The 25,702-nt window shown below is 56.3% G+C and carries 20 protein-coding genes and 2 pseudogenes; 13 read left to right on the top strand and 9 right to left on the bottom strand.

Annotated features, from left to right (window positions below; all coding sequences use genetic code 11):
- Window positions 1-882 precede the first annotated feature (882 nt).
- Complete coding sequence (locus BSU04_RS35175; RefSeq protein ID WP_089164866.1) at window positions 883-1,086, top strand: cold-shock protein; 204 nt, start codon at window positions 883-885, stop codon at window positions 1,084-1,086.
- Window positions 1,087-2,612: 1,526 nt separating this feature from the next.
- Here BSU04_RS35175 and BSU04_RS35165 read toward each other — a convergent pair.
- Window positions 2,613-4,040 carry an ISNCY family transposase gene (locus BSU04_RS35165; protein WP_256983695.1) on the bottom strand — a complete coding sequence of 476 codons (1,428 nt, stop codon included), beginning with the start codon at window positions 4,038-4,040 and terminating at the stop codon, window positions 2,613-2,615.
- A 224-nt stretch (window positions 4,041-4,264) separates the two neighbouring features.
- Window positions 4,265-5,644 carry an ISNCY family transposase gene (locus BSU04_RS35160; protein WP_144021444.1) on the bottom strand — a complete coding sequence of 460 codons (1,380 nt, stop codon included), beginning with the start codon at window positions 5,642-5,644 and terminating at the stop codon, window positions 4,265-4,267.
- Between the two features lie 198 nt (window positions 5,645-5,842).
- Between BSU04_RS35160 and BSU04_RS35155 the strand changes: the two genes are divergently transcribed.
- Window positions 5,843-6,001 carry a hypothetical protein gene (locus BSU04_RS35155; RefSeq protein WP_179258544.1) on the top strand — a complete coding sequence of 53 codons (159 nt, stop codon included), beginning with the start codon at window positions 5,843-5,845 and terminating at the stop codon, window positions 5,999-6,001.
- A 532-nt stretch (window positions 6,002-6,533) separates the two neighbouring features.
- On the opposite strand, the gene BSU04_RS35150 is transcribed toward BSU04_RS35155, so the two are convergent.
- Window positions 6,534-7,285 (bottom strand): IS5 family transposase gene (locus BSU04_RS35150; protein ID WP_089164863.1). Its coding sequence is split into 2 segments (ribosomal slippage): window positions 6,534-6,958 and window positions 6,958-7,285, totalling 753 coding nucleotides; the frame shifts between segments, so codons are not numbered across the junction.
- Window positions 7,286-7,671: 386 nt separating this feature from the next.
- Here BSU04_RS35150 and BSU04_RS35145 point away from each other — a divergent pair.
- Together BSU04_RS35145 and BSU04_RS35140 are read left to right on the top strand one after the other, a co-directional pair.
- Window positions 7,672-8,793 carry a GlxA family transcriptional regulator gene (locus BSU04_RS35145; RefSeq protein ID WP_089164862.1) on the top strand — a complete coding sequence of 374 codons (1,122 nt, stop codon included), beginning with the start codon at window positions 7,672-7,674 and terminating at the stop codon, window positions 8,791-8,793.
- 141 nt (window positions 8,794-8,934) lie between these two features.
- Window positions 8,935-9,162: a hypothetical protein gene (locus BSU04_RS35140; protein ID WP_218827389.1), complete on the top strand. Its 228-nt coding sequence runs from the start codon at window positions 8,935-8,937 to the stop codon at window positions 9,160-9,162.
- 17 nt (window positions 9,163-9,179) lie between these two features.
- On the opposite strand, the gene BSU04_RS35135 is transcribed toward BSU04_RS35140, so the two are convergent.
- Complete coding sequence (locus BSU04_RS35135) at window positions 9,180-9,542, bottom strand: hypothetical protein (protein ID WP_144021443.1); 363 nt, start codon at window positions 9,540-9,542, stop codon at window positions 9,180-9,182.
- A gap of 117 nt (window positions 9,543-9,659) precedes the next feature.
- The gene (locus BSU04_RS35130) at window positions 9,660-10,670 is read right to left on the bottom strand and encodes a hypothetical protein (RefSeq protein ID WP_089164859.1); all 1,011 of its coding nucleotides are present in this window, start codon (window positions 10,668-10,670) and stop codon (window positions 9,660-9,662) included.
- Window positions 10,671-11,056: 386 nt separating this feature from the next.
- On the opposite strand from BSU04_RS35130, the gene BSU04_RS35125 reads away from it, so the two are divergent.
- Together BSU04_RS35125 and galU are read left to right on the top strand one after the other, a co-directional pair.
- Window positions 11,057-12,082 carry a GlxA family transcriptional regulator gene (locus BSU04_RS35125; protein WP_089164858.1) on the top strand — a complete coding sequence of 342 codons (1,026 nt, stop codon included), beginning with the start codon at window positions 11,057-11,059 and terminating at the stop codon, window positions 12,080-12,082.
- A 176-nt stretch (window positions 12,083-12,258) separates the two neighbouring features.
- The gene (gene galU / locus BSU04_RS35120; RefSeq protein ID WP_089164857.1) at window positions 12,259-13,140 is read left to right on the top strand and encodes a UTP--glucose-1-phosphate uridylyltransferase GalU; all 882 of its coding nucleotides are present in this window, start codon (window positions 12,259-12,261) and stop codon (window positions 13,138-13,140) included.
- A gap of 88 nt (window positions 13,141-13,228) precedes the next feature.
- Here galU and BSU04_RS35115 read toward each other — a convergent pair whose 3' ends face one another.
- From BSU04_RS35115 to BSU04_RS35105, 3 genes are all read right to left on the bottom strand, one after another.
- Window positions 13,229-13,507, bottom strand: coding sequence for a hypothetical protein (locus BSU04_RS35115; protein WP_089164856.1), 279 nt, complete (start codon window positions 13,505-13,507; stop codon window positions 13,229-13,231).
- Window positions 13,508-13,692: 185 nt separating this feature from the next.
- Window positions 13,693-14,616 (bottom strand): helix-turn-helix domain-containing protein, encoded by a 924-nt coding sequence (locus BSU04_RS35110; protein WP_089164855.1) that lies wholly within the window; start codon window positions 14,614-14,616, stop codon window positions 13,693-13,695.
- Window positions 14,617-15,017: 401 nt separating this feature from the next.
- Window positions 15,018-15,878: an H-NS family nucleoid-associated regulatory protein gene (locus BSU04_RS35105; protein WP_089164854.1), complete on the bottom strand. Its 861-nt coding sequence runs from the start codon at window positions 15,876-15,878 to the stop codon at window positions 15,018-15,020.
- A 68-nt stretch (window positions 15,879-15,946) separates the two neighbouring features.
- On the opposite strand from BSU04_RS35105, the pseudogene BSU04_RS35100 reads away from it, so the two are divergent.
- Window positions 15,947-16,540 (top strand): annotated as a pseudogene (locus BSU04_RS35100) (transposase); the annotation flags it as partial.
- 216 nt (window positions 16,541-16,756) lie between these two features.
- Window positions 16,757-18,049, top strand: coding sequence for an IS701 family transposase (locus tag BSU04_RS35095; protein ID WP_089164853.1), 1,293 nt, complete (start codon window positions 16,757-16,759; stop codon window positions 18,047-18,049).
- A gap of 334 nt (window positions 18,050-18,383) precedes the next feature.
- Here BSU04_RS35095 and BSU04_RS35090 read toward each other — a convergent pair.
- Window positions 18,384-18,963: pseudogene (locus BSU04_RS35090) on the bottom strand (MerR family transcriptional regulator); the annotation flags it as partial.
- Between the two features lie 363 nt (window positions 18,964-19,326).
- Between BSU04_RS35090 and BSU04_RS35085 the strand changes: the two are divergent.
- The 5 genes from BSU04_RS35085 (at window position 19,327) to BSU04_RS35065 (ending at window position 25,655) form a co-directional block, all read left to right on the top strand.
- A complete protein-coding gene (locus tag BSU04_RS35085; RefSeq protein ID WP_256983694.1) occupies window positions 19,327-20,706 on the top strand; it encodes an MFS transporter in 1,380 nt (459 codons plus the stop codon).
- Between the two features lie 289 nt (window positions 20,707-20,995).
- Window positions 20,996-22,195 carry a porin gene (locus BSU04_RS35080; protein WP_089164851.1) on the top strand — a complete coding sequence of 400 codons (1,200 nt, stop codon included), beginning with the start codon at window positions 20,996-20,998 and terminating at the stop codon, window positions 22,193-22,195.
- A 59-nt stretch (window positions 22,196-22,254) separates the two neighbouring features.
- Window positions 22,255-22,623, top strand: coding sequence for a BON domain-containing protein (locus BSU04_RS49000; protein WP_089164850.1), 369 nt, complete (start codon window positions 22,255-22,257; stop codon window positions 22,621-22,623).
- Window positions 22,624-23,045: 422 nt separating this feature from the next.
- Window positions 23,046-24,641 (top strand): amidohydrolase, encoded by a 1,596-nt coding sequence (locus tag BSU04_RS35070; protein ID WP_256983693.1) that lies wholly within the window; start codon window positions 23,046-23,048, stop codon window positions 24,639-24,641.
- Complete coding sequence (locus BSU04_RS35065; RefSeq protein ID WP_089164848.1) at window positions 24,642-25,655, top strand: CobW family GTP-binding protein; 1,014 nt, start codon at window positions 24,642-24,644, stop codon at window positions 25,653-25,655.
- The last annotated feature ends 47 nt before the right edge of the window (window positions 25,656-25,702 follow it).

Below are 25,702 nucleotides of genomic sequence, written 5' to 3'. Positions count from 1 at the left end.
GCACCGGCCGAGACGCCGCGCCAATGGCCGTTCCAGGTTGTAACCGGCCATATCCATTGCACTGGGTCGAATGTCTCTTGAGGGTCGACGAGAGTCATTCAGCCCACTCGTCGACATGTGTTCGTGTATACGTCAGCGTAGCTAATGGGCAAAAAAACGACGGCCACTGATCGATCTGCGGCATGATTGTCGAGCCGAGATCGAATGTAAGCGTGGATCTCGGTCGCGGCGATGCCCAGGGTTTCGCCGGCGCGTAAGACTGCCGCGTATGCGTCAAGCACGTCACCGCGGGCAATGTCGTAACCGCAGGCCGCCGACATCCAGCGCAGCGCACTCAGCCCCCCGACCATCGCAAACTCAGGCTCGCTTTTCACCGAAGCCTATCGCGGCGCGCGTCGGCATTCGCGGGTCGGTAGGGCCTAAGCGCGACGTCGTGGTGGCGCGGCTCGGCTGATCGATGTAGTTTCTGTCGACCGCTTTCGATGTGGAACGACGGCCGCTTCAGAAAGCTCGTCACAGGCGCACAAAGCTTGGAGATTAGCCCTCGCAGTGTTCACGCCACTCAGAACGAGAAAATGTCCGGTATCAGTCGCGGCTCCCGACCACTCTATTCAGGCCTAGACGATTATCCCGCTTAGGCGCAAGACGCTCGACGGTGCTCGATACCCTTTCGCGTGGCGGCCTTGCTGTTCCCGCGACCGCACATCTCGCACAGCCGTGCCCGTTATTGCACCGAGAATAGCGTTTAACGGTCGCGTTCTTGGAGAGGGCGCCGATTGATGCTTTTGGCGAAAACGTGGTAAAAATATAATCTCGCAGATTGTCGCGCTGCGAACCTGTAGCACGAAAACGCAATATATCAATCGAATGGGTTTGAAGAGAATGGCAACAGGTACCGTAAAGTGGTTTAACGATGCAAAGGGCTTCGGCTTCATCACGCCGGACGACGGCAGTGCTGACCTTTTTGCGCACTTCTCAGAAATCAAGGCGGACGGATTTAAGTCGCTGCAGGAGAATCAAAAGGTCAGTTTTGAAGCCAAGAAAGGTCCTAAGGGCATGCAGGCCTCAAACATTCAGCCTGAGTAATTGGTTTGCTGCCTGATTGAATGCTGCAACAAATGGCCCGCTCTGTCGGGCCATTTGTTTGCCAGTCGCGGTCGCGCCAATGCGTCGCCATTACACATCGTCAAGCTGCCTCGAGAATCTGCTCAGAGTTTTTGATCGAACGCTGCAGCGGCGGCATCGCTGCTCGGGCTGCTTTGCGGTAGGTCGTGTTTGTGTCATCGGAAGTTCGACGGTGCAGAAGCATGGAGCGTCCTTTATCTTGAGCAGAACCGGTCGTGCAGTAGATTTTTGTAGCTCCGCACATGCACGCCGATGTGACGTCTTCTAAGTCAAACTCCCTCCTATTCAGCGACTTGTCGTCGATTCGGCGCCAAATATCCGCAAGCCGGAATAGCTGTCGACTTTCTCCAGAGCGGGCGAGACCTTCTTGAGCAGCGAAATGGTGCGTAGGCCGCGAGTACGGGATCGGTACGGGCCGCGTGTTTGATTTCTGTTCGCTTCCTTTAGGCGCTGAATCGGCAGCGCCAAGCGCCAGCCAATGTTTGCCTGGATCAAACGGGAATGGGAACCTAGCGATCATCCCAGCGGTGCTGAAGGCATTCAACGGGGATTACGGGCGATGCAGTGATATGGGAGCGAAGCGGGGCGGATGTGGCGCAAACGGCAGGACCATGACCTTCCTGGGCGGCAGCAGCCGTAAGATAGGTCGCTGGGTGGCGGCCTATCAGTCCTGAGAAATGGCAGTCTTTGCAACTAAATGCCGATTGCCGCTGCAGCAGCAACCGCGTGCCCCGACAGGTGAGCGCGCCGGCCCGGAGCGTAAAACGCAATCGCTGGAAGACCGGTTGGTGCGCCACAGGCAAAGGTTGGAGCGCCGCAGTGGAGGGCATACGCGCGGCTCGTCGGATGAATAGGTCGCTGGTTGGCGACCTATTCGCCTTGGGAGATGGACCTTGTGCAACTAACCGTCAGCCCCCGCTTCATCAATAAACACGCGGGCTGATCCCGCTTTAACTCCACAAACCAGTTCTCAGGAGAAAAGGAGTTGCCGAAGCAAACCAACCAGACTGCGGAGCCGGTGGGTGGCGACTTGCTCGTGGTGATCATCCCAGTGCGGTCCATGAGCGACTCCAGCCATCATCGACGGAGCTTGAGCATGGTCCGAATGAGCCTCGACTGCGACATTTCTATTTGGCTCAAGTACGACATTACTACTTGGGGCCTACACCACCACCACTTGTCGAGGCCAAGTTCAGATGTCCGCCTGTCAAGGCTAGATTGAAATGTCGGGGTGCTGGCTAAATAGAGATGTCGTGTTTTGGGGTTGGTTTGAGGCTTGATGTGAGATTGATTTTATTTGGTGATTTTCAGGATTTCCTCTATATCTGTGCGAAGTGATTTCCACACCGAGCCTACCCAGGGTCCGGTGTGTCCCGATTACGCCAGCGTGTGGCGTGCGCGCCGGTTGTCCACGGCCGGCCGGCGGGAGGGCGCCTGTCACGCTCCGGACGCTGGCCGGCCGTGGACAACCGGTCAGCGTCTGCGGGTCAGCGGCACGGGGGCTGCCGGGAATCGGATGCGGGTACCGGGCCAGCGGGCGTGCAGCAGGTCGCCCTCACGGCTGCATTCAGATCGTCCAGCGTGAACTCACGCTGCTTCTTCGTGCCCGGCGCGCGCTCCTTGCTGCGCACTTTAGCTCCGCGATTGGTCCGCGACGGCGAGCCCGATACACGACGGTTATCACGCTGCGCCTGCAGCGCCTGCGCGACCTGCAGTGTGTGGCCCAGGCGCTTGTGCTCAATCACTACCCCCTGGTCGATCTCGGAGAGCTTGTCGTACGGCACATAGCGCAGCGCCGCGCCGTCGGCCCGGATCTCGATGCGACCGTCGGGATACTCCCACACGTCGAGGTAGCGACCGATCAGCTTACGGTTGGCTACGGTATCTTCCAGCAGGTAGATCACGCGGTCGTTGAGCACGGTCAGCGAGCGTGACACCTTGCGCATAACCCGCCACGTGAGGATCGCGTCGAGATCCTCGTCATCGCGCAGCGGCCGATGCGCATTGAACACGCTTCTCGGCGGCTTCGCAAAGTGCGCGTTGTAGGTCGCCATGAAGGACAGTGCGTACGTATTCGCGGCTTCCATGGTCTGGATGCCGCGCAGTCGCAACTCCTTGACCAGCCGGTCCTGCAGCGTCAGGTGCGCGCGCTCGACGCGGCCCTTGGCCGGACTGCTGTTGGCGCAGAACGTGTCGATGTTCAGTTCGTACATCGCGCGGCCAAACTGCGTGACGCGGTTGCCGGTGGTTGCCGCACGCGTGCTGCGGAACACGCTGTACTTGTCGCTGTAGAACGCCACCGGTTTGCCGTGTGACTCGAGGTAATGCCGCGTCGCCTCGAAATAACTGAAGGTCGACTCGGTCGCGGTGAAATGCAGCGCCATCAGCCGGCTGGTCGCATTGTCGACGTACACCAGCAGCGTACAGGCCCGCGCGCGCTCCTCGAACCACGCATGGTCGCTGCCGTCGATCTGGATCAGCTCGCCGTAGCATGAGCGGCGATTGCGCGGCTGGTGAATCTTGGGCGTCCGCTGCCGGCGCGGTGTCCACAAACCGGCCGCGATCATGAGTTGGCGGACCGTTTCCTTGGCCAGCAAAACATCGTGACACTCGCGCAGCTTCTCGCAGGCCAGAGTCGGCCCGAAATCGCTGTAGCGCTCCTTGATGATCGCCACGGCGCGTACCGCGATGCCTGCGTCAATCCGGTGATTGCTCGGCTTGGCGCATCGACCTGATATCAGGCCCGCTGCGCCTTGCTCGCGCAACCGTGCAGCAAGACGCCGGACCTGGCGCGTGGTCAGCGCCAGTCGTTGCGCTGCACGCCACGGTTTGAGCAGTCCGTCGACCACCGATTGAATCACTTTGAACCGGTCCAGCTCGCGCATCGTCATGGTGATTCTGTCCGTCGCAGCCATCCTAGCCTCCAGCGCCGAGGACTCGACGCTGGGTAAGCTTATGCCGCACGAACGCGGACATTTGAATCTAGCTAGAAGCGGACATTACTACTTAGCTGCTACACCACATGTCGAGGCCAGATACAGATGTCGGGGCTGCAGCTAATTAGAGATGTCGGGTTTTAGCTTTGGTTTTAGCCTTGTTTTAGAGTTGGTTTCAGCCCTCTCAATCTCTCTTGAAAGCGTCATTTCCCCACCGCGGCTGCCCGCAATTCGGCAGTTCTCAAGATGATGCCGTTCAGGTCCGCCTGCGTGAGCGCGCGTTGCTTGCGCGTATTGTTGGCGCGCATCTTCGGCTTCACCGGTTCGCCCTGATTGGTCCGCGAAGGCGAGCCCGAGATGCGCCGGTTGTCACGCTCCATCTGCACCTGCTGCGCCACCTCCAGCACGTGCCCCAGCCGCTTGTTGTCGACCACCGCCCCCTGGTCAATATCGGACAAGCGATCGTACTGGCGGTAGGTCAGGGCGCTTCCATTGGCCCGGATCTCGATGCGCCCATCCGGATACTCAAGCACGTCCAGATAGTGATGAATCAGGCCCCGGTTAAGCGGCGTATCGTCCAGCAAATACATCACGCGATCGTACTGCACGGTCAAGGTCGCCGACACGCAGCGCGAGACCCGACACGTCAGGATTAAATCCAGATCTTCATCGTCCCTGAGGGGCCGATGCGCGTTGAACGCGCTCCTCGGTGCCTTACCAAAGCGGCCATTGAAGTCAGCAATGAAGTGGGGCGCATAAGCGTTCGCCGCTTCCTTCGTGTCGATCTTGCGCAGTCGCAGTTCCTTCACCAGCCGGTCCTGCAAGGTCAGGTTGGCGCGCTCCACGCGCCCCTTGGCCTGGCTGCTGTTGGCACATAACGTATCCACGTTCAACTCGTACAAGGCCCGTCCGTATTGGGTTACGCCCTTGCCGGGCGTGCTCGCCGGCTTGTTGCAATGGAACACGCTCGCGCGGTCGCTGTAGAGTGCGACTGGCTTGCCATGCGCCTCGATGTACTGGCGCGTCGCTTCGAAATAACTGAAGGTCGACTCGGTCGCGGTGAAGCGCAGCGTCATCAGCCGACTCGTGGCGTCATCGATGAACACCAGCAGCGTGCAGGCCGGCGCGCGGTCCTCAAACCACCGATGATCGCTGCCATCGATCTGGATCAGCTCGCCCAGGCACGAACGCCGGTTCCTCGGCTGGTGAATCTTGGGCGGGCGCTGCTTGCGCGGAATCCATAGGCCCGCGTCGGTCATCAGGTGGCGCACGGTTTCCTTTGATAGTGTCAGCCCGTGGCATTCGCGCAGCTTCTCGCAGGCCAAGGTCGGGCCGAAATCGGCATAGCGGTCGCGAATCAAAATCAGCGCCCGGTACGCCGTTGCCTCATCGAGCTTTCGATTGCCCGGACGTCCTCGCGCAGCCGACCCAACGCCGCCTGCGCCAGCTTGTTTGTACCGCAGCACCAGTCGCTCGACCTGGCGCACCGTCAGGTGCAAACGCTCAGCAGCCAGCCCAGGCTTGAGCATCCTGTCCACGACGGCCTGAATCACTTTGAGTCGGTCGAGTTCGCGCATGTTCAACGTCACCAGGTCGGTTGGCTGCATGGCGAGCTCCTATCGTTGGATCGGAAGCTCCCAGCATCGCACCAGCAGCAAAACACGACATTTCTATCTTGCTTAAACACGACATTAGGATATTGCTGCTACACCACATATGTTGATAATTTATCTTATGTCAAATTTGTTAATGCAGACTACCTGCCCGGCAATCCGCTCTCCGTGTCGCGTCAGCGAGCACGCAAGGCCAAGCCGTGCGTGACGCGCTTCCTGGAGGACGATCTCTGGCAAGCCGTCAAAACCTCGATCGAAGCAATGCCGCGTGACACCGCGCGTGAGCAGAACCACTACGCACGCGTGCGTTGGCCGATCTCGCAATAGACCGAGCTTGCGAGTTGCCAGTTGCGCGTGTCGGCTGACCAGCGAGTCGGATTTTTCGCCTTGGCTTGCTCATACGCAGCCTGCCGTCTGACTAGCACCTTTTCTGCTTGTCCGTTGTACCGCCGACCCAGTGTCACGTATTCCACCCGCTGTGACAAATGCTTAACGTTGTACCAAGCCACAAACTTCTGCACTCACGCACGCGCCTCATCTAATTTGGCAAACGGCGTTCGGGCCGCATCGGACAGTACTTGGCCGTGCGAAACAGCGCCTCGGCGGACGCGTTGTTGATGCTCACCCGCGGCCGGATGAACGACGATTGCACACTCAACTCGGGCATGATGGCGCGCTGTCCAGGTTCACCTGCCGTGCAAACGTGTCTGTGTCGGCACAAGTCCGACTCTCGCGACGAACTCACGCTTCGACCGAGAGGCCTCCGCATCTTTCATCATGGAAGCTGCCGCCGCCGGCCAGCACCGGATCCACGCGTTATTCTAGTTGATCAAGCGCGAGCGCTAGGGCGTGTTGACAATCAACAGATCCAGATGAAAGCAGCGGAGAGTGCAACGAATGATGAGAATCGTTCGGAGAGCTTGTCGTAGCGGGTAGCAACGCGCCGGAATTGTTTGATGCGACAGAAGAACCGTTCGACCAGATTTCGAGAGGCATACAGATGTTCATCCAAAGGACGTTGCTCAAGACGATTAGCGCGACTGGGGATGACAGCTTGAATGCCTGCCGATTCCAGATGTTGCACGATCGCGTTTGTATCGTAAGCCTTGTCGGCAGCCAGACTGGCGGGTTTCAGCTCGCCCAGCAAAGGCAGAGCTTCGGGACTGTCTCCAGCCTGTCCGCCCTTCAGATGAAAGCGGGCGAGCATACCCAAGCCGTCGACCAGAGCGTGAATCTTGGTGCTCAATCCGCCGCGCGAGCGCCCGATCGCCTGTTCGCCTTTTTTTTCGCCGCGCCGGCGGCATGCTGGTGGGCACGCACAATCGTACTGTCAATGAAGACTTCCTCAAGGTCGGCGTCGCCCGCAAGCTCGGTGAGTACCGTATGCCATATTTGCGCCCGAGACCATCTGGCAAAGCGTTGGTACACGCTATTCCACGCTCCGAAATCGGGCGGCAAATCGCGCCATGGGCTACCGGTGCGCGCGATCCATAGCACGGCCTCGACAAACAGTCGATTGTCTCCTGCGGTCCGACCCGGGTCGGTACCCTTGCCTGGCAGCAAGCGGGCGATCCGTTCGTATTGGTCATCGCTGAGCATCAGTCTTGGCATCCTGTTCTTCCGCAAAAGACAGGATGTAAACAGCTTTCCTCACAAGTTAACAGCCCCCTCGGTGATGATTGTCAACACGCCCTAGGAAAAATCGGGTATCGGATCAAGATAAAGCCTTTTTCGCCGCTCACCGACGTCATGATCCACCAAGCCAGGGCAACGAACAAGCCGGCGCCGTTCGGACGGGTAACCCGCTAGCACAGAGACTCGCCAACAAATTGCATTGCCAAGCCTCCTGATATTTCCGCGATTTATCCCTTCATTGAGACGCATTGCATAGTCGTTTTCCCTATGTCCATTAAAGTTATTAAGTATTAATTTAATAGCCTAATGATATGAACTTAGCATTTGCCGCATCCTGGGCTGGTTCGAGGCGCATTGTCTCAATGGAACAAGGCCCTCAGCGGCATAGACGACCGACAAAGAAACGGATTGCGGTCCTGGTCTATGAGAACTGTTCTTTCGTGGATATCGGATTGATCCTCGCGGCCTTCGATCTCGCCAATTCAGCCGCGGCCGCCGCGCGAGGTCAGGACCCGCATTATTCGGTATCGATGCTGTCTCGCGATGGTGGGCCCGTGCAATGCTCCAATTTTGTCAGTATGGACACGGGTCCGCTTGATGGCTCGCCACCGTCCGGATATGACGCGCTTTTTATTGCAGGGGGAGAGGGAGCGTCTATTGCCGCTAAGGATAGCCGGACGGCGGACTGGCTCAAATGCGTATTTCAGACAGTGCAGGTCGTGCAAGCCGCCGGTAGTGGCGCGCTCCTGCTCAAAGGCGCCAACCTGCCCAACGCCCGGGGCATGGTCATTCCCATACGACCAGCCGGCAAGCAGCTCAGCCCGACGCCCGGCAACGGCCTGGTGAGCGACATCAACACGGGTTCATCCCTCATTACGGCCCTGTCGATCATCAAGAACGATTTCGACTATAAAACTGCCGAGAGCATCGCAGAAGGTCTGATGCCCTTTTCGGGCCGTTGGCTCGAACCGCTTCTCGGCGACCCGCCCAACGCCAACGTCGGGTCCACCATCAGGGAAGCGACACGCTGGATTGACGAGCATTGCGCCCGAGCGATCACGGTCGATGACATGGCTCAGAGCGTCTCAATGAGCGAGCGCACCTTCCTTCGGCATTTCAAGGCCGAAACCGGCATGCCGCCGTCCGAATATCTATTGCGCATCCGCTTGGACCTTGCGTGCAGGCTGTTGATCACCACAACTTTGCCTATCGATAAAATCGCGCGGCGCTGCGGAATGTGCAGCGGCGTGCGTCTGGCAAAGATATTCAAACGGAGCCTGGGAATTTCCGCCAGCGATTACCGCAACGGTGCGTCTGCGGCTGTGGAAAAGCCTGAGCACCCCAAGGATTCTCCTGGACCTCTGGAACAATTCGACGCGGAGAAGCTAAAACCCCGTCTTTTCAAGTCCGACACTTTCACACTAACCAAAGCGCCCTTGCAGGCCGCTCCCTCTCCGTTCAATTCAACTGCTTGCCATTATTAATCAGGCAATAACCCAGCCCGTGCGAAAATCTGCGGTACCGAAGAATAACCATCGGCCAGAAACGAGCGGTCACTGACACCCCATCAACGACCGCATCATTGTGCGGCAAAATGATCCGGTCACCAAACCTGACGAAGCATGATGAAATGGCCTACGAAGCGGCCAACATCGCCGGGCCTGTACTGGATCGCATACGCGCGTGTAATCGAACCAGAGATCGTGTGGGTGACAGACGCGTTTGGTTCTGATCTGGTGGTCGAGGAACACGGCCGCGACTGGGAGGAGATGCTCAAGCTCGTGGACTACGCGCCCAACGCGCGTTGGTATGGCCCAATCACTCCGCCGAGCCGCGGGACAGATACGGAATAGTCAGGGGAGCTATCCACCTAGTCGCGAAGATGGCCTTGTTCCACCATGACGCGACGCGCCACACTCGCGGCGAACATGTCGCGCCCGCGTGCGTCGGGCTGACAGCCGTTGGCGACATACCAATCGGGGAAAACATCCGGGTTGATATACGCCTGAACCACCAGGATTCCCTGGCTAACCAAGCGTTCGCGCAAAAGTTCAACCTGCTGCTTCCACTCCTCATACGAACGCGGTAGCGCATCACCGTCGATGAACATCGCACGGCTCCTGTCGTAATCTTCCCGCATATACCACTCAACGCCGAATACACCGACCTGCGAATCCATGGTTTCCTTTTTAGATAACCAGCCGGCATGCACGACCTTAGCGGTGGCTGCCATCGGCCCATGTAGCTGCATCTGAAGGCAACGCTGCGGAACACCATTTGGTGAAAAATAGCGCGGTGAGCCTCCGGACCGCAAAGCGGATGGCGCCAGCCGATGGCTGGCTCGCCGCGTCTATCGAACCGGGGTCATCGCGTAGTACAAACTTCGCCCGAACCTCAAGTTCATCCTTGCCCGCAAGTTCAGGACGAACGAATCTCGAAGCAGCTCGACCCCGCGGCCTGCTTGCGCAGGCAGAAGACTCACCGCCTGGACGAAGTCATCCACAGCGTCCGTGTTCGCATCCTCTTCGAGCACAGCGATTCCATGTTCTCGCTGCCCCTCCACCGCCTCCGGTCCTCTAGCGTTCTCGCCGAAGCACAGCAAATTCGAGATGCCTCGCTCACCACTTGGAATGAGCAACAGGTCCGCCGCGTAGAGTCCGCCAGTGTCATCCGGGCACATCCCGGCAAACCGGGTTCGCCCGGGAAACGTCGCCGACAAATCTGCGAGCCATGACGGTACGGCTTTGTCTCGCCTGCCCGCGATCAACAAGCGCACGTTGGCGGTTTGCATCAGCGCAAGAATGAGCGCGGTTTGCCGGGCAACCTGAGCGGTGCCGGTCATCGATGACTCGTTGCTCACGACAAGCAACGCGAAGTCGTCGTCCGACACGTTCATCTGCCTCCGCGCCCGTCGTCTTGCCGCCATCGAGACGTTACCGAGCCGTGGATCGGCTAAGACTTTCATCGGTGTCTGACCAGCAGTTCTGACTTCGAAGCGCTGATCGAAGGTAAGCAATGTCGCACGGAAAGCCAGCGAAGGCCGGGCGCTCCATTCGTTATCGACCGGACACGCAGCCGGGTTCTCGCTGCGCGTGTCCAGCGCAAAGACGGAGGCTGCACCGAATCTCCGCCTCAGCGTAAACGCACATTCGATGAATGCATCTGCATAAGTCTCGACGCCCACGAACACATAGGCACTTCCCGGAGCGTCGGTGGAGATATCCGCTCTGACTCGCTGCATCATCGAGAGGAGATGAGCCGACGTGACAGCAATGTCAGCCAGCGTCCCGCCGCTCGGATCCGTGTCGATAAAGTCGACGCCCGCAAATATCTCGGGCGCCAAGCCGCGCAATAGCGGCATGGCCCTGTTCAGCGGCGCAACTATCTTGATAGGAATGTTCGAAATGGAACGAATTCCATTGATCGAGTCGAAGATAATCTTTACCGACGCTGAATGAGTTCCTGGTATTAGGAAGACTATTGACGAGTGCAATGCCAGCCATTTAAGTAGGAAGATCGATTAGCCCGCTGGACGCCGCGTCAAGCCTTATTAGGCTAATTTCACCGGGCGATTTTTTATCACAAATTCATAACACATTTAGTACCAATTCTATAGAAATTTTTCTCGATTATAGAATATGTCCTCTTAACCATTTCGGACAATACATATCCCTTTTGAGACAGCTGACAAAGCAACATTTCATTGTTGGCTAGAATGATTTGAGGACACACACTAACGAGAAAAAGATGAACTTAGAGGGTGCAAGATCCTGGGCGAACTCGAGACAGGTGGTCTCGATCGAGCAAGGAACCCGACGGCACGGACACGCAACCAAAAAGCGGATCGCGATCCTGGTCTATGAGAACTGCTCTTTCGTCGAGATCGGTTTGATTGTCGAGACCTTTGACCTCGCTAACCTGGCCGCGCTAACACCGTCAGGTCAGGCGCCTCATTATTCGGTATCCTTACTGTCCAGTAAGGGCGGTCGCATTCAATGTTCAAACTCCATTAGCATGGAGACCAGTCCGCTGGAGGGCGCCTCGCCGTCCGGATACGACACACTGTTCATTGCAGGCGGAGAAGGTGCATCGACCGCCGCTACTGATGGCCGGACAAAAGAATGGCTCAGGCGCGTATTCCAGACGGTCAGGGTCGTGCAAGCGGTGGGGAACGGCACGCTCCTGCTCAAAGGTGCGAACCTGCCCAATGCCCGTGGAATGATCATCCCCATTCGGCCGGCCAGCAAGCTGCACAGTCCGGCGCTGGGCAACGATCTGGTGATCGACGTCAACGCTGGTTCGCCGGTTCTGACCGCTCTATCGCTCATTAAGTCTGATTTCAACTATGAAATAGCCGAAGGCATCGCAGAGCGTCTGATGCCCTTTTCCGGCCGCTGGCTGGAGCCGCTCCTCGGCGACCTTCCGAACGCCAACGTCGCATCGACCATTAAGGAGGCGACGCGCTGGATAGAGGAGCATTGCGCCCGACCCATCACAGTAGACGAGATTGCCCAAAGCGTATCAATGGGCGAGCGTACATTTCTTCGGCATTTCAAGGCTGAGACTGGCATGCCACCGTCTGAGTATTTGTTGCGCACCCGCCTCGACATTGCATGCAGGTTGTTGATAACGACTACCTTGCCTATCGACAAAGTCGCGCGGCGCTGTGGAATGCGCAGCGGCACCCGGCTTGCAAAAATATTCAAGCGCCGCTTGGGAATCTCCGCAAGCGACTACCGAAATTGTGCGCGCAAGGATTTCGGTAATGGCTGAGCTCGCAAGGGTATGGTGCGAAGGACGACACGCACCTCCGAAAAGTCCAATGTCCGATTGCCGCAGCATTTAGGCAGTAAGGCGATGGCCCACGAGGTTAAGGTGTTGATCGAAGTCCAATTCGACCACATGCCCTCAAGCGCCTATACGCGAGGGCCAAAACCCCATTCAAGGCCATGCTAAAAGTTACGAAAGCGGTTTTCCCGGTTGCGGGTCTCGGTACCCGATTCCTCCCCGCGACCAAGGCCAGCCCGAAGGAAATGCTGCCCGTCGTCGACAAACCGCTGATCCAGTACGCGGTCGAAGAGGCCATGGCGGCCGGCATCACGGAGATGATCTTCGTGACGGGCCGCAGCAAGCGTGCGATCGAGGATCACTTCGACAAGTCGTATGAGATCGAAGCCGAACTGGAAGCGCGTGGCAAGCAAAAGCTGCTCGACCTCGTGCGCAGCATCAAGCCGAGCCACGTCGATTGTTTTTATGTGCGTCAGGCCGAGGCGCTTGGTCTGGGTCACGCCGTGTTATGCGCGGAAAAGATGGTTGGCGACAACCCGTTTGCCGTGATTCTAGCGGATGACTTGTTGTACGGCACGCCGCCGGTGATGACGCAGATGATCGAAGTGTTCGATCACTATCACAGCTCGGTGATCGGTGTGGAGGAAATCCCGGCTCAGGATTCCATGTCGTACGGCGTGATCGATGGCAAAGAATGGGAACGCGATATCTTCAAGCTGTCGGGCATTGTGGAAAAGCCGGAACCTGAAGTTGCACCGTCGAATCTGGGCGTGGTCGGGCGATATGTGCTCAAGCCGCGTATCTTCGATCACATCCGTGCATTGAAGCCGGGCGCCGGCGGCGAACTGCAACTGACGGACGCGATCCAGTCATTGCTCGCTGATGAACAAGTGCTCGCGTACAAGTATCACGGCACGCGTTTCGATTGCGGCAGCAAGCTGGGCTATCTGAAGGCGACGGTAGAATTCGCCCTGCGACATCCGGAAGTGGCTAAGGATTTCAACGCCTATTTATCGGCGTTCATGTCGACTTTGCATGTTTGACTAGTCGTAGGCATCTCCGCACGAAATGCCTCGTCGGTCGGGTCAGCGAGCATGAATACGTCCGCCGGCACGCCACGACCGAACTGCGTCAATGCGCGCGTCTCATCGTTCTCATGAGTTCGGAGAGGAACGTAGACGCTTCGATTTCCTCTTTCTGCACTCGCCACAGTAACGCTCCAGCAGATGCAATGGCTTCCCAGTCGCTATCTCCGACAATGCCGTGTGTGCGAGCAAGAACGCTCGCCAATGAAACAACCGTTTCCGACGGACGTTGGCCGTAGTTGGGGTTTTCGGCCATCTTCTTGAACAGCGTCAATATCAGCAAACTATCCATCTCTTTGCTCCAGGTCAGTTTCAGATTGGACATCGGATATCGCGAGCACGACGCAGTTCAGGTCAGTTCGCGTGCTGGGGCAATTTGTCTCCGGTGTGCTTCGCTTATTTTTCTGAACGCGTGCGCAAGGAACGCCCGACGTCACAGCGTTGCGTTGCCGCAGTCAACCGCGCAGTCAACCGCTTACTCGTCCCGATGGTTCGAAGACTTTTGGATTTCTATTCGGCGTCAACCTGTCCGCGGTGCGCTGCGCGGTACTCGCTCGGTGTTAGCGACATGCGGCGCCGGAAGACACGCGAGAGCCGTTCCCCACTTCCCAGGCCGCAGCGACGCGCGATTTTATCGACCGGCAGCGTCGTCTTTTTAAGAAGGTGGCAAGTGATCTCGAAACGCGCATTCAACAAGTACTCAGACGGCGTCACCCCTGTCTCAACCTTGAAACGGCGGAGAAAGTTGCGCTCGCTCATCCCCGCCACTTCCGCGGCTTGCGCAATCGAGATAGAACGCTTGCAGTTCTCACGAAGCCATTGTCCGGCTTTCTGCACTCGGTGCGTCGCATCGATCTCGTCAGATGCATCCGTTTCCACACTGGGGAAATCCAGGTTCGACGACGTCACGTGGCGGGTAATCCGCTGCGCAATTTCGATTCCCAGATTTTCCGGAATGAGTGACAGTGCAGCAGCGAGCGGGCTGCTTGCATCGCGACGTGCGAACCGCGTGCTCTCTCGCGCCCCGATGGAATGACGTTGATATTGTGCGCCGGAATCGCTAATGCCGAACGAAGAGTGGCGCCGATATCCCGTCGCCTCAACCAATCGGGATGACCGGTCATTCCATTCCACGGTGTTCGCGTTCGACAGCAACTTGCGAAGCGGTCCTATCATCGACGAATCAGTCAATGCGATGTCGCTCTCGTTTCCGAGCATGATGAAAACACCATCGAAGCGGCGGCCTGAATGCTCATCGAGCGCATCTGTCCGTATGCCGACCGATGAAGAGTCCTTTACATAACCGCCTCGGGCGGAAAGCAAAACTACTGATGAGCCGATCCCCACCGGACGCTCGGCTTGTTTCGCCAAATTGACTTGCTGACATACCTCGGCTACCAGACCTACGTCGAGTAGCGAGAAACCGTCAGACAATACAATTGCTATTTGGCCGTTTCGGCGAGGGCTAGACACGGCTTTGCATGAAGGCTTTGCAATACGACGTTGTGTCCTTGGTTCGGCCGACCCTGGCGAGCAGTGCTCAGTCAAACCGGGCAATCACTTTCAGGTCGTTGAGCCGACAGGGGTTTCGACGACGGCAAAAATTTTCGAATTTGGTCGACCGCCGCTTGAGCCATTTTGTAATCAACTCATCCGCTTGTACCTGCAATTTCTTCATCTTTCCTGGACTGTTCGAGGGTTGGCATTGCGATCTCCTTAAATGCCAGGAAAGGTTGGGAGCTAAATACGCGTCTCCTGACGCAGCGGCGTTAGCTCGCGTGTATGCGCTCGTTAGCGAGAGCGCATTCCAAGACTGTGCATCAGTGCGCGCTGGCTTATGCAGCGTCCTGATTCACGAGATAGACGCTGCGGTCCTCCACGGCCGCAAGCCAAGCGGGTGCCGGGCCGTGTCCGCTCCACGTCTTGCCAGTGACGGGGTCCAGATATTTTGGCGGCTGTGAGCCAGTAGATTGATCTTTCTTGGCTGCAGCTGTTTTCTTCGCCGCTTTCTTCGTCGCGACGGTCACGTCCGAAGATTTCGGTGCTTTGGCAGTCTTAGCAACTTTGAGTGTCTTCTTCGCAGGCACACCAAAATTCGACGGCTCTGCACCTTCGACCAGGAAACGGTTTTTGTTTCGCGCATTGGCGAGCCATGCTGGCGCGGGGCCCCGGCCGCTCCACGTCTTTCCGGTCTTCGGATCCAGATACTTAGCGGGCAACGTACTCTTTGCCGCCGCCTTCTTCACCGCTGAATTTTTCACGGCGGCGCTGGACGGTTTCTTGGCCGAGCTTTCAGGTGTGGTGGCGACGTCTGCGCTACCTGCTGTTTCGATCGGGGTGGCCGCGCCATCAACCAGAAACTTGTTTTTACTTCTCGTCGTTGCGAGCCATGCCGGTGCACGACCGCGTCCGGTCCATGACTTCCCTGTTTTGGGATCAAAGTACTTAACGGGGAACGGTCCCTTGCGCAGATCCTTCGTCGGAGATGCACTCGCTGTTTTCACGATTGCACGTTTGGATGCAGCTACTTCGCGCTTGTCTTTGGCCTTTGCCTCGATATCTTCAGTGGTGAGCCCGTGTTCCAGCATCAGTGCGCGGATGCTGTCGAGCGCAATCTGGGACTTCTGCGCGATGAGTTTTTCAGCCTGACTCTGCAGTATTGCGAGTTTTTCCTGGATTTGTTCAAGTGTACGCATGTGGACTTCCTTTGTTTCAAACCACCGGAGCAGGCACCGCTACGTTCCAGCGTCTTGAGGCGTTCTACGATGATGACACGCCTCCTGACGAACCGCCCGCGCCGAATGACAATTGGCGCGGACAGAAACGCAGTAACGAGACGCATCAATCCACGACTGACGAGCAGGCGCGCCTGTTTCGCAAGAGCAAGGGAACTGGAGCGATGCTCTGTTATATGGGGCATGTACTGACCGACAACCGGCACGGCCTGGTGGTCAACGCACAGGTGACTCTGGCGACGGGCACCGCCGAGCGCGACGCGGCCGGGCAGATGCTTGCTGATGTCGCGAGCGTTGCGCCTCGCGCCATCACGGTCGGCGCGGACAAGAACTACGACGCTGCTGGCTTCGTCGCCAGTTGTCGCGCGAATTGCGTTACGCCGCATGTGGCGCAAAACGATGGACGTCCCGGAGGTTCAGCGATTGACGAGCGAACTACGCGCTGGCCGGGTTACGCGGTAAGCCAGCAAAAACGTAAGCGCATTGAGCAGGTATTCGGATGGGGCAAGACAGTTGGACGAATTCGCCAGGTCATGTATCGGGGACTTGAACGCGTAGACCAGCTCTTCGTGCTGACGCAGGTCGGCTACAACTTGACGCGTATGCGCACACTTGCGGGCTGAGGGGCAATAAGCAATGGCGTAACACCGATATCGTGAACTCGCGAGCAACGTGGAATGCCTGCAAACGTCTTCCGCGTTTCAAAAGTGCGAGCCCCAGCATCCGTCGTAATGCACCCGAACGCATCAACGACCGATATTTCAGCAGCCTGTTAGTACTACTGTGTCATAAAAATCGTGGCATTATAGGAGCGTCTTCATCCTTTTTATGAGGAAGCGATGGACTGGGAAACATCGTTCGACGAGTACCTGGAACACTTATGTGACACGATTGGACACAGTGATCGTCGCGCTGGTCTGGTGGGATATTGTCAGGGGCTGATGCTGCCGATTGCGCGTAAAAGTGTCGAGCCACTAGCAGCCTATCTCGAGCCTCATCGCGTGAGTGCGCGGCACCAGTCCCTGCATCACTTCGTTTCAAAGTCCGAATGGTCGGACGCCGCATTACTCGAACAGGTCCGGCGCTGGGTATTACCGCACATGGATCCGTCAAACGGGCTGTACTGGATCATCGACGACACGGGCTTTCCAAAGAAGGGAAAACACTCGTTTGGCGTGGCGCGACAATACTGCGGGCAGTTGGGTAAACAGGATAATTGCCAAGTGGCCGTGAGCCTGTCGATAGCCAACGGGGAGGCGAGCCTGCCCATCGCTTATCAGCTTTATTTGCCGCAGGAATGGGCGCACGATCCGGCAAGACGGCAGCAGGCTAGTGTGCCGGAGGAAATTGATTTTGCGACCAAGCCGCAGATCGCCATCACGCAGTTGCGTGAGGCAAGGCAAAGCGGTGGGCCGAACGCAGTGGTGCTGGCTGACGCAGGTTATGGAAACGACACGGCGTTTCGTGACGGCGTTGGTGAACTCGGACTGCAATACGCCGTGGGCATCCAGTCGAGCACTCGCGTGTGGCCACCGGGCCTTGCCCCACTGCCTGCCAAAACCTCAACCGGCAAGGCTGGCCGACCACGAAGCCTGCAACGCCGGGTACCGGGACATAATCCCGTCGCAGTCAAGGACCTAGCACTAGCGCTCGAACTATCCTGCTATCACACGGTTTCGTGGCGCGAAGGCACGCGTAGCGCCCTAAGTTCCCGTTTTGCAGCGTTGCGCGTGCGGACCTCCCACCGTGATTATTGGCGGGCTGCGCCGCGCGATGAAGAATGGCTGCTTATCGAGTGGCCCGTTGGCGAACTCGAACCAACCAAATACTGGCTTTCAACGTTGCCAAAAGAGACGGTTGTCGAACATCTCGTTCACGTTGCCAAAATGCGCTGGCGCATTGAGCGTGACTACCAGGATCTCAAGCAGGAGTTTGGCCTTGGACACTTCGAGGGGCGTGGGTGGCGTGGATTTCATCATCACGCATCCCTGTGCATTGCCACCTATGGGTTTCTCGTCGCACAGCGCCTCAATGAAGGCAGTAAAAAAAACTCCGAAATCCACAGTGCACCTGTCTTACCCGCGGACTATATCCCGCGCGGCTCCCCAGCGCATGCAGCGACACGTACCTGATTCGATCGCAACGCTGCGCTGGCGAATTGCTGCCTACATCTCCAGGCGATTACAGAGATGCCCATATTGCTGCGCTACTCCACAGAGTTTTATGACACAGTAGTATTAGGGCAAAATCGCCCAAGTGGTCAAGAGCTGGCGGATGGACGAGATGTACGAAGACGAGCCGGACATAAGCGTGCTGTCTTTACCTGAAAGCCAAAATCGCAGCACATTTAGCAATTCGAGATTCCACAAGACCTTCGCTCGCGTGCACGGGAACGCTCGAGAGTCGTCTGTGTGTTAGCTATTGGGGCCCGGGTCGACTGAAGCCGCCCGGGCCCCGCATGTCACCTCAAAGCGGCTGCGCGGCGTTCGCGGTCGCTTCGCGCACGAACGCGAGCAACGAAGCATCCACGCACGTACCGGTGATCAAATCGGGCTCCGCTTGCAGTGCGTGGAGGGACTTCGCTTGAGTGCGCGGATCGTCGCTCGCATAGCTTCTGAATAGATCAAGCCAGCGCCGCGCAAGCTCGCCTGTTTGCGATGTGTTTGGTCCGATGCCCGCGTCGATCGCGTCGATCGTGTCGCGCACGTCGGCCATCAGTTGCGGCCAATCCATGGCGTGCTTGCCGTAGTTGGCACGCATGAAGCGAATCACCTCTGACGACAGATATTTTTCGTAAATCAGCAGCTTGCTTTCGCTAAAGGCGCGCAGCACATAATCGCGCAACTGGGTTGGAATACCGATATGCGCCTGCATCGACGGTTCGCTGTCGTGCATCAGGTTCAGCTTGACGAGCAGGCGCGGGTCGCCGTCCGTGTCACGCTCAAGCAACGTCATCCAGCGAATCGAAAGGGCGCGCTTCTTCTCTTTCGTGCGGCACGCCGCTGTCCATTTATGCGCGTACTTGGTCGACGAGTTCGGTCGATTCGGAACTATGCCCTGATGTGCGCATGCAAAAAGAAACATCTGGTTTTAGGGCAGTCCGTCCAATGATCCGGCACGGCATTCACCACTCGTTATACGCAGTACAAGAAGAAACTGGGTGCTTCGGCGCTAGCAGAATTAACGGACGCGAACAACGTCGGTACGGATATCGCTAGCGCTAACGACGGCTTCACAAGGTCTCGCCAGCGTCTAGCTTAGCAAGAGCGACCCGCGCCGATCCGGAGATAACCAAAGCTGATCATGATAAAAATAAAGTATTTGCGCTGTAAATTCGGCTGCACCAATGTTCGCCTATGGATGAGCGCGTTACAGCGTCTTGCGGGTCCGAATTTTGGAGGTTCGTCTCTTGACGGGTCCCGCAGCGATAAGAACCCAAAGGATTGCTAATCATCGTATCTTTAAGCCTACCGGAGACACCGAAGTGATATCTGCCCCCGCAAGAGAAACTGCGATCCTACTCTCTGCCACGGGAGAACCCGCCAACAAGACCCGCCTGATTCTTTCGACGGCACTGGGGAACGGGTTGGAGATTTTCGACTTTACGGTCTTTAGCTTTTTTGCTGGCTTCATCGGACACGCATTCTTTCCGGCGAAAGATCCATTTACGTCATTGATGCTCGCGGTCGGCACCTTCGGGGCAGGTTTTCTGGCTCGCCCGATCGGCGCGGTTGTGATCGGCGGGTATGCCGATCGCGTTGGGCGACGTTCTGGCATGACGTTGAGTATTCTTTTGATGGCTGTAGGAACCGCCGCCATTGCGCTATGCCCTCAATATTATCGTATTGGTGTAGCTGCGCCTTTTATTGTGCTTGCCGGGCGGTTGTTGCAGGGGTTCGCCGCGGGCGGCGAGGTCGGTGCGGCGACAACGTATTTGATGGAGTCCGCAGCACGGAACAGACGCGGATACATGGTGAGTTGGCAGATGGTGAGCCAGGGCGCGGCTGCAACCCTGGGTGCAATATGTGGCTTTTCGCTTTCAAAGTTCATGAACCCCGAGTCACTCGCTGAATGGGGATGGCGTATTCCTTTTCTACTTGGAACATTGATCGCGCCCATAGGCTATTACATCAGGCGCCACCTGCCGGAGAGCGAACCGGCGGATGGGACCGATCATCGCATCAAGATTGTTGCATTGCTGACCGACCACCGCAAACATCTAGCCACGGCGATTCTCGTGCTGATGAGCCAGTCCGTAACCATGTACGTTGTCGTCTTTTTTATGCCGAGCTATCTTACTCGGGTAATGCATTTCCCTGCTGCTTCGGGCTTTCTCGCGGCAACTGTTTCATCCGTGACGCTAACCGTCGTTGCATTCATCGGCGGCCGATTCGTTGACCGCATGTCTTGTCGGAAGCCGCTAGTCATGGGTGCAACTGCCTTTAGCGCAGCGTTGTGTTTGCCAGCCTTTTTCATATTGAGCCACGCTAGTAATCTCGGCATTGTGATCGTGGTTGTCTTCCTCATGACTGCATGTCTGAGTTCGGGACTGGTAGCGACTCTACTTCTGTTGATGGAAATGTTCCCTACGTCCGTGCGGGCTACGGGCTCGGCCACCGCTGTCGCCGTCGCCGTCACGCTCTTCGGCGGAACTGCGCAACTCGCAGTGACAGCTTTGATCGCGAGGACCGGGGATCCCATGTTTGCTGGATACTACGTATTCATCTTTAATGTGATTTCTATTGCCGCACTTGCGTTTTATAGAGAAGTCAAACCCGATATAAAGTAGAAAGAAACGCCTTTTACGCTGGATTTAGTTCAAGTAATAACCGTCCGAAGTCCATCGTCGCGAACGAATCCAGCAAGCGTTGTGTCGGCGACATGATCCAAGATCGGCGGGCCGAATGAGGATCACCCTGAAGTTGGTGGGAACAACTTACGGTCTTATTCCATCTGAGCATCAACGCTCGATAGACGGAATTGACCAGATTTTAGCTCGCTCGATTGCGTCATAAATTGGGGGCTGGAATTCGAGTGAATGTCACTTTTATTAATTAATAACGATATGGAAGAGACAGATGAAATACGTTAAAACGTTAAGTGCGGCAGGAGCCGTCTTGTTATCGAGTCATTCGTTGGCCCAGTCATCGTCGTATGCAAGTGTCTTGGTAGCATCGCTGCCGGAATTTAATGGCAGTATCCCCAACAACGGAATTTCGCTTTACGGTTCGTTGGACGAAGGAATGAATTATCAGAGCGTCGGTGGTAAACACCTCTTCCAGCTTGAAAGCGGCGGAGAATGGACTTCCAAGTTCGGTATGTTCGGGCGAGAGGACCTTGGTGGTGGGCTGAAAGCGGAGTTCAACTTGGAGAGCGGCTTCAATGCGAGCAACGGTAACCTGCAAGCGAGTCAAACGATGTTTAATCGAGAGGCGTGGGTTGGCCTCAATTCGACGGTTTTCGGTCAGGTCCGTTTCGGAAATCAAATCGGTGTTGGAACGCCGCTCTTCTTCGATCCATTTGGTGAGGTCGGCAGCAACTCTGTGGTCACATGGCTCGGGTATGCTGGCGTACAAACGAAGTCAGGCATAGGCTACAACACGGATCTGGGCCCCGGAGGGAGCCAGGTGGCCCCACGGGTAGCAAACTCAGTAACCTGGAACACCCCGCGTTATGCAGGTTTTAACGCCGAATTTCTTTACGCATTTAATGGCACGACGGGAGTATCGCCGCTCGCCGCTAACCAGGGCGTGCTGGTTTCGTGGGCCCGCGGTCCATTATATGTCGCTGCTACGTACAACCGAGTCTGGAGCAGCCCCGTCGTTGTAAACGCGGGTCAGTCGGCCCAAACGATCCGGAATGACTTATATAGCATAGGCGGCGTCTACGATTGCGGTTCATTCGTTTTAGACGCTTACGTCGGGCAGTATAGCCCGCATTTTGCAGCCGATGGCATTGCCCGCGTCTATACGGTAGGAGGAATTTTACCGTTGGTACAAAATGTTTTCCGTGCTTCCGTTGTTTACCGGGACACATCCGGCGTGCGAGATAGTGAGAAAATTCCCGCTAAAGATTCTGCCGTTGGTGTGATGCTCGGTTACGACTACATTTTGTCGAAGCGAACTGCGCTGTACGCAAGGGCGGGTTTTATCAGAAACTACGGCATTTCCACCGTGCTTTTGAATAATAATCCACTTCCCACACAGCCCGGAACCACCGTTCCTTTGACCGGACAAACTCCAGTTACTGCATCGATTGGCATTTATCATAATTTTTGAATCACAGTTGGCACCCGTAGGGATCGATTTACATCGACCCACGACCAGGAGAAAAAGTTATGCAGTTTTCGAAAGTTGCACAGTTTGCCGTCATATTTTCTATATGCTCCCAATTGTATGCCCAGACGAGGGATCCCGGCCAAACCTCATCTTCGCCAATTGCTAGTCCTATTGGCACGTCGAATGTCGATGATACTCAGCTTGCCAAAGATGTCCGCGTCGCGCTAAGACGGGGCAAACGCTCGGGGTACAGTTTCTCGAATATTCGTGTTCGGGCCAAAAGCGGTGTCGTCTCCTTAACCGGCGCCGTGCCAGCCCAGACGGACGTCGACGCTGCCATTAAGGTATCGCAGGCGGTACCGGGAGTCACGGCGGTTGATAATCGTCTCACTGTGCATGTGCCGATGAATCGGTTCGGCGGGCAGTAGGGTGGTCATACTAAGAGGCGAATTCCCTAAGAAGCTGCCCGGGACGCAGAACTGGAAATCCCAATCCGCGCCCGGTGTCCGATAAGATCGCCGAAGCCCATCCGACGAAACGGATATCAAAGAAAACGCAGCCAATTTGCGTTGCCGCCAGCTAGCGCATTGAATGACGGGCCGTCGGTTTTCATATGTCGGCCGGAAAGTAATGTTCGGCCCCGCGCGTCGATTCACCCGGTGGGCCCGTTACAGCGGCCTTGCAGCCGGAATACCCTGAACTCGGACCAAAGTTGTTGAGCGGAAATACGTAACGGTGATGCGTGATCAGAACGTCGGATAATTAGCTTTTGGATCGTTAACTGGAGGATTTGTGCATGGCGGATATAGAGGTATATCGGGCACGGCGAGTGATTACAATGGAACCGGACATGCCGTTCGCCAACGCCGTTGCGGTGCTCGACGGACGAATCTTGCAGGTTGGCGAGATCGAAGATTTACGCTTTATCTCGGGCGCTCAAGTTGTAGACCAATTCGCTCAAAAGGTGATTTTGCCAGGCTTTGTGGAGGGTCATGCGCACATCGCCGCTGGGAGCGTCTGGAGGATGTGCTATCTCGGTTTCTTCGATCGAGAAGGCCCGAATGGTGAACGATGGCCGGGACTAAAATCGCTCGACGCGGTGATCGAGCGATTGCAAGACGCACAGCATTTGTGCGTTGAGAAAGCGGAACCTCTATTAGGTTGGGGTTTTGATCCCTTATACTTCGGGGGGATCCATATGACAGCGAATCACTTAGACGAAGTGTCGACGACTAGACCCGTCTTAGTGTTGCACAATACCTTCCACGCGTTGAATATTAACTCGGCGGCACTTCACGCGGCCGGGATAGACCGGACGGTTACTGCAGAGGGGCTAGTTAGCGATGAGGCGGGATCACCGACCGGCGAGATTCGGGAATTCGCGCTAATGCAGCTCGTCATGGCGTCGTTGAACGTAGATCTATTGTTTGCTGACCCCACGGAAACGGACATCTGGGACTACGCGAGTGTTGCAAGACGTGCCGGGGTGACCACAGCCTGCGACATGGCCAATTTGCTCAGCGGAGAAACGCTGCGAATATTACAGCGCGTAACGACCAGCGATGCCTTTCCGCTTCGGCTCGTTCCCTTGTTCTTGGGTAGGCCCGGTGACCCCGCACCGCAACTCAAACGTATCGCTGAGGCCATCGGTTACGGAAATGAGAAATTACATTTGGGACGCGTTAAACTCATTACTGACGGCGCAATCACAGCATTTACTGCCCGCATCAAAAAGCCCGGTTACTTCAATGGTGCCCCGAATGGACTATGGAACATGCCGCCGGCAGAGCTTTACTCCAAGGTCAGGGCGTTCCATGATGCGGGGTATCAAATTCACGTCCATGTTAATGGCGACGAAGCGTCCGAATTAGCTCTGGAGGTCTTTGAAAAGGTTCAGAGGGAAAGCCCGCAGACCCGACTGAAACACACTTTCCAACATTGTCAGATGATGGATGTCTCACAGTTTCGACGCCTTGCGTGTCTCGGGATCTCCGCCAATCTATTCACCAACCATATATATTACTATGGTGATGTTCATTACGAAACGACCTTGGGCTCTCATCGCGCTGGGTGTTTAAACGCCGCAGCTTCGGCACTTAAGGCAGGAGTGACAATTTCGATCCATTCCGACGCGCCCGTGACGCCCTTAGCGCCATTATTCACGGCTTGGGTGTCAATTAACAGAACCACTTCAAGCGGACGCCTTCTCGGAAGTGAAGAGAGGCTATCACTGGACGAAGCGCTTTATGCTATTACCATGGGAGCTGCGCGGTCCTTACAGTTGGACGATCAGATAGGAAGCATATCTCCCGGTAAGCACGCGGACTTTGCGATACTGGACGATGACCCATATTCGGTTTTGCCGGAGTTCCTGAAAGACATCGCCGTTTCCGGAACTGTCGTAGGTGGCGTCTATTTTCCGAAAAAGCGGCAATCTGAATCGTAAATGAAGGGCGTGATTCGCCAGCGCATTGCGGATAGATATAGGAAAACCACCCATTGCAATCGAGGCATTAAAGTGCAGACAGGTTTAACGATAATCGGCGGTTTTCTTGGAGCCGGCAAAACAACGTTGCTTAACCATTTGTTGAATGCATCAAACGGCCGTCGGCTTGCGATAATAGTAAACGATTTTGGTGCAGTTAATATTGACGAAAAGCTGATAGTTGGGAACGCTGATAGCATTATTAGTCTAGCCAATGGCTGTGTTTGCTGCGAGTTCGGCCCGAATATTTATGTAACGCTATTAAAATTATTGAAATCTGCAAGTCCGCCCGATGCCGTTCTAATTGAGACGAGCGGCGTCGCCGATCCTGGTAAGCTCGCCCAAATCGGACAAATTGGACAATTCCTGAAGCTTCGCGCGATCGCGGTGGTAGTTGACGCAGCCCACATTCAGACACATGCTCAAGATCCCTACTTGGAAGACACCATACTAAGGCAAATTAGGGCCGCGGATGTGTTAATTGTTAATAAATCTGATCTGGTTTCTACCGATGCCCTTAGCGGTCTAAATGCGTGGCTGGACGAGATATCGCCGGGTGTTCCCCGCCTTGAAGCGGTGGCGGGCAAGGTGCCACCCGAAGTGATCTTGGATGATCTGGCCCACGGTTGTGTCAAAGGTATTGACTTCTCGAGCTGGCACTTGGGAGCTGATCGCGCGCACAGTCTGCAATTCGTCTCCTGGCACTTTCACGTGGATCGCATCTTCTCATTAGAGAAATTGCGCAAAGCTTTTGATCTACTGCCTCCATGGATTTTACGGGCAAAAGGAATCGTATTTACGGACGAGGCTCCAAACCGGCAAGTCGTGGTGCAAAAAGTGGCCGGTTGGATCGACTACGGTGGTGTCGGTCCACGAGTTTGCGACCCTAGAGAAAGTCATATTATTTTCATCTCGCTACGTACGCAAGAATCATTCGAACCATATCTTAAGCTGTTTGCGAACGCGGTTACGTGATCGTAATACGTAGAGTCGCGCGCGTGACTAATTTAATTAGTTCGCCC

Source organism: Caballeronia sordidicola, assembly GCF_002220365.1.
GTDB lineage: Bacteria > Pseudomonadota > Gammaproteobacteria > Burkholderiales > Burkholderiaceae > Caballeronia > Caballeronia sordidicola_C.
This window is presented reverse-complemented; position numbering and strand designations above follow the sequence as displayed.

Bases quoted from the DNA above. Each gene is read 5' to 3' on its own strand.
- BSU04_RS35175 (WP_089164866.1), top strand. From the start codon at position 883: ATGGCAACAGGTACCGTAAAGTGGTTTAACGATGCAAAGGGCTTCGGC.
- BSU04_RS35165 (WP_256983695.1), bottom strand. From the start codon at position 4,040: ATGGCTGCGACGGACAGAATCACCATGACGATGCGCGAGCTGGACCGG.
- BSU04_RS35145 (WP_089164862.1), top strand. From the start codon at position 7,672: ATGGAACAAGGCCCTCAGCGGCATAGACGACCGACAAAGAAACGGATT.
- BSU04_RS35140 (WP_218827389.1), top strand. From the start codon at position 8,935: ATGAAATGGCCTACGAAGCGGCCAACATCGCCGGGCCTGTACTGGATC.
- BSU04_RS35135 (WP_144021443.1), bottom strand. From the start codon at position 9,542: ATGGCAGCCACCGCTAAGGTCGTGCATGCCGGCTGGTTATCTAAAAAG.
- BSU04_RS35130 (WP_089164859.1), bottom strand. From the start codon at position 10,670: ATGCCGCTATTGCGCGGCTTGGCGCCCGAGATATTTGCGGGCGTCGAC.
- BSU04_RS35125 (WP_089164858.1), top strand. From the start codon at position 11,057: ATGAACTTAGAGGGTGCAAGATCCTGGGCGAACTCGAGACAGGTGGTC.
- galU (WP_089164857.1), top strand. From the start codon at position 12,259: ATGCTAAAAGTTACGAAAGCGGTTTTCCCGGTTGCGGGTCTCGGTACC.
- BSU04_RS35115 (WP_089164856.1), bottom strand. From the start codon at position 13,507: ATGTCCAATCTGAAACTGACCTGGAGCAAAGAGATGGATAGTTTGCTG.
- BSU04_RS35105 (WP_089164854.1), bottom strand. From the start codon at position 15,878: ATGCGTACACTTGAACAAATCCAGGAAAAACTCGCAATACTGCAGAGT.
- BSU04_RS35095 (WP_089164853.1), top strand. From the start codon at position 16,757: ATGGACTGGGAAACATCGTTCGACGAGTACCTGGAACACTTATGTGAC.
- BSU04_RS35080 (WP_089164851.1), top strand. From the start codon at position 20,996: ATGAAATACGTTAAAACGTTAAGTGCGGCAGGAGCCGTCTTGTTATCG.
- BSU04_RS49000 (WP_089164850.1), top strand. From the start codon at position 22,255: ATGCAGTTTTCGAAAGTTGCACAGTTTGCCGTCATATTTTCTATATGC.
- BSU04_RS35070 (WP_256983693.1), top strand. From the start codon at position 23,046: ATGCCGTTCGCCAACGCCGTTGCGGTGCTCGACGGACGAATCTTGCAG.
- BSU04_RS35065 (WP_089164848.1), top strand. From the start codon at position 24,642: ATGAAGGGCGTGATTCGCCAGCGCATTGCGGATAGATATAGGAAAACC.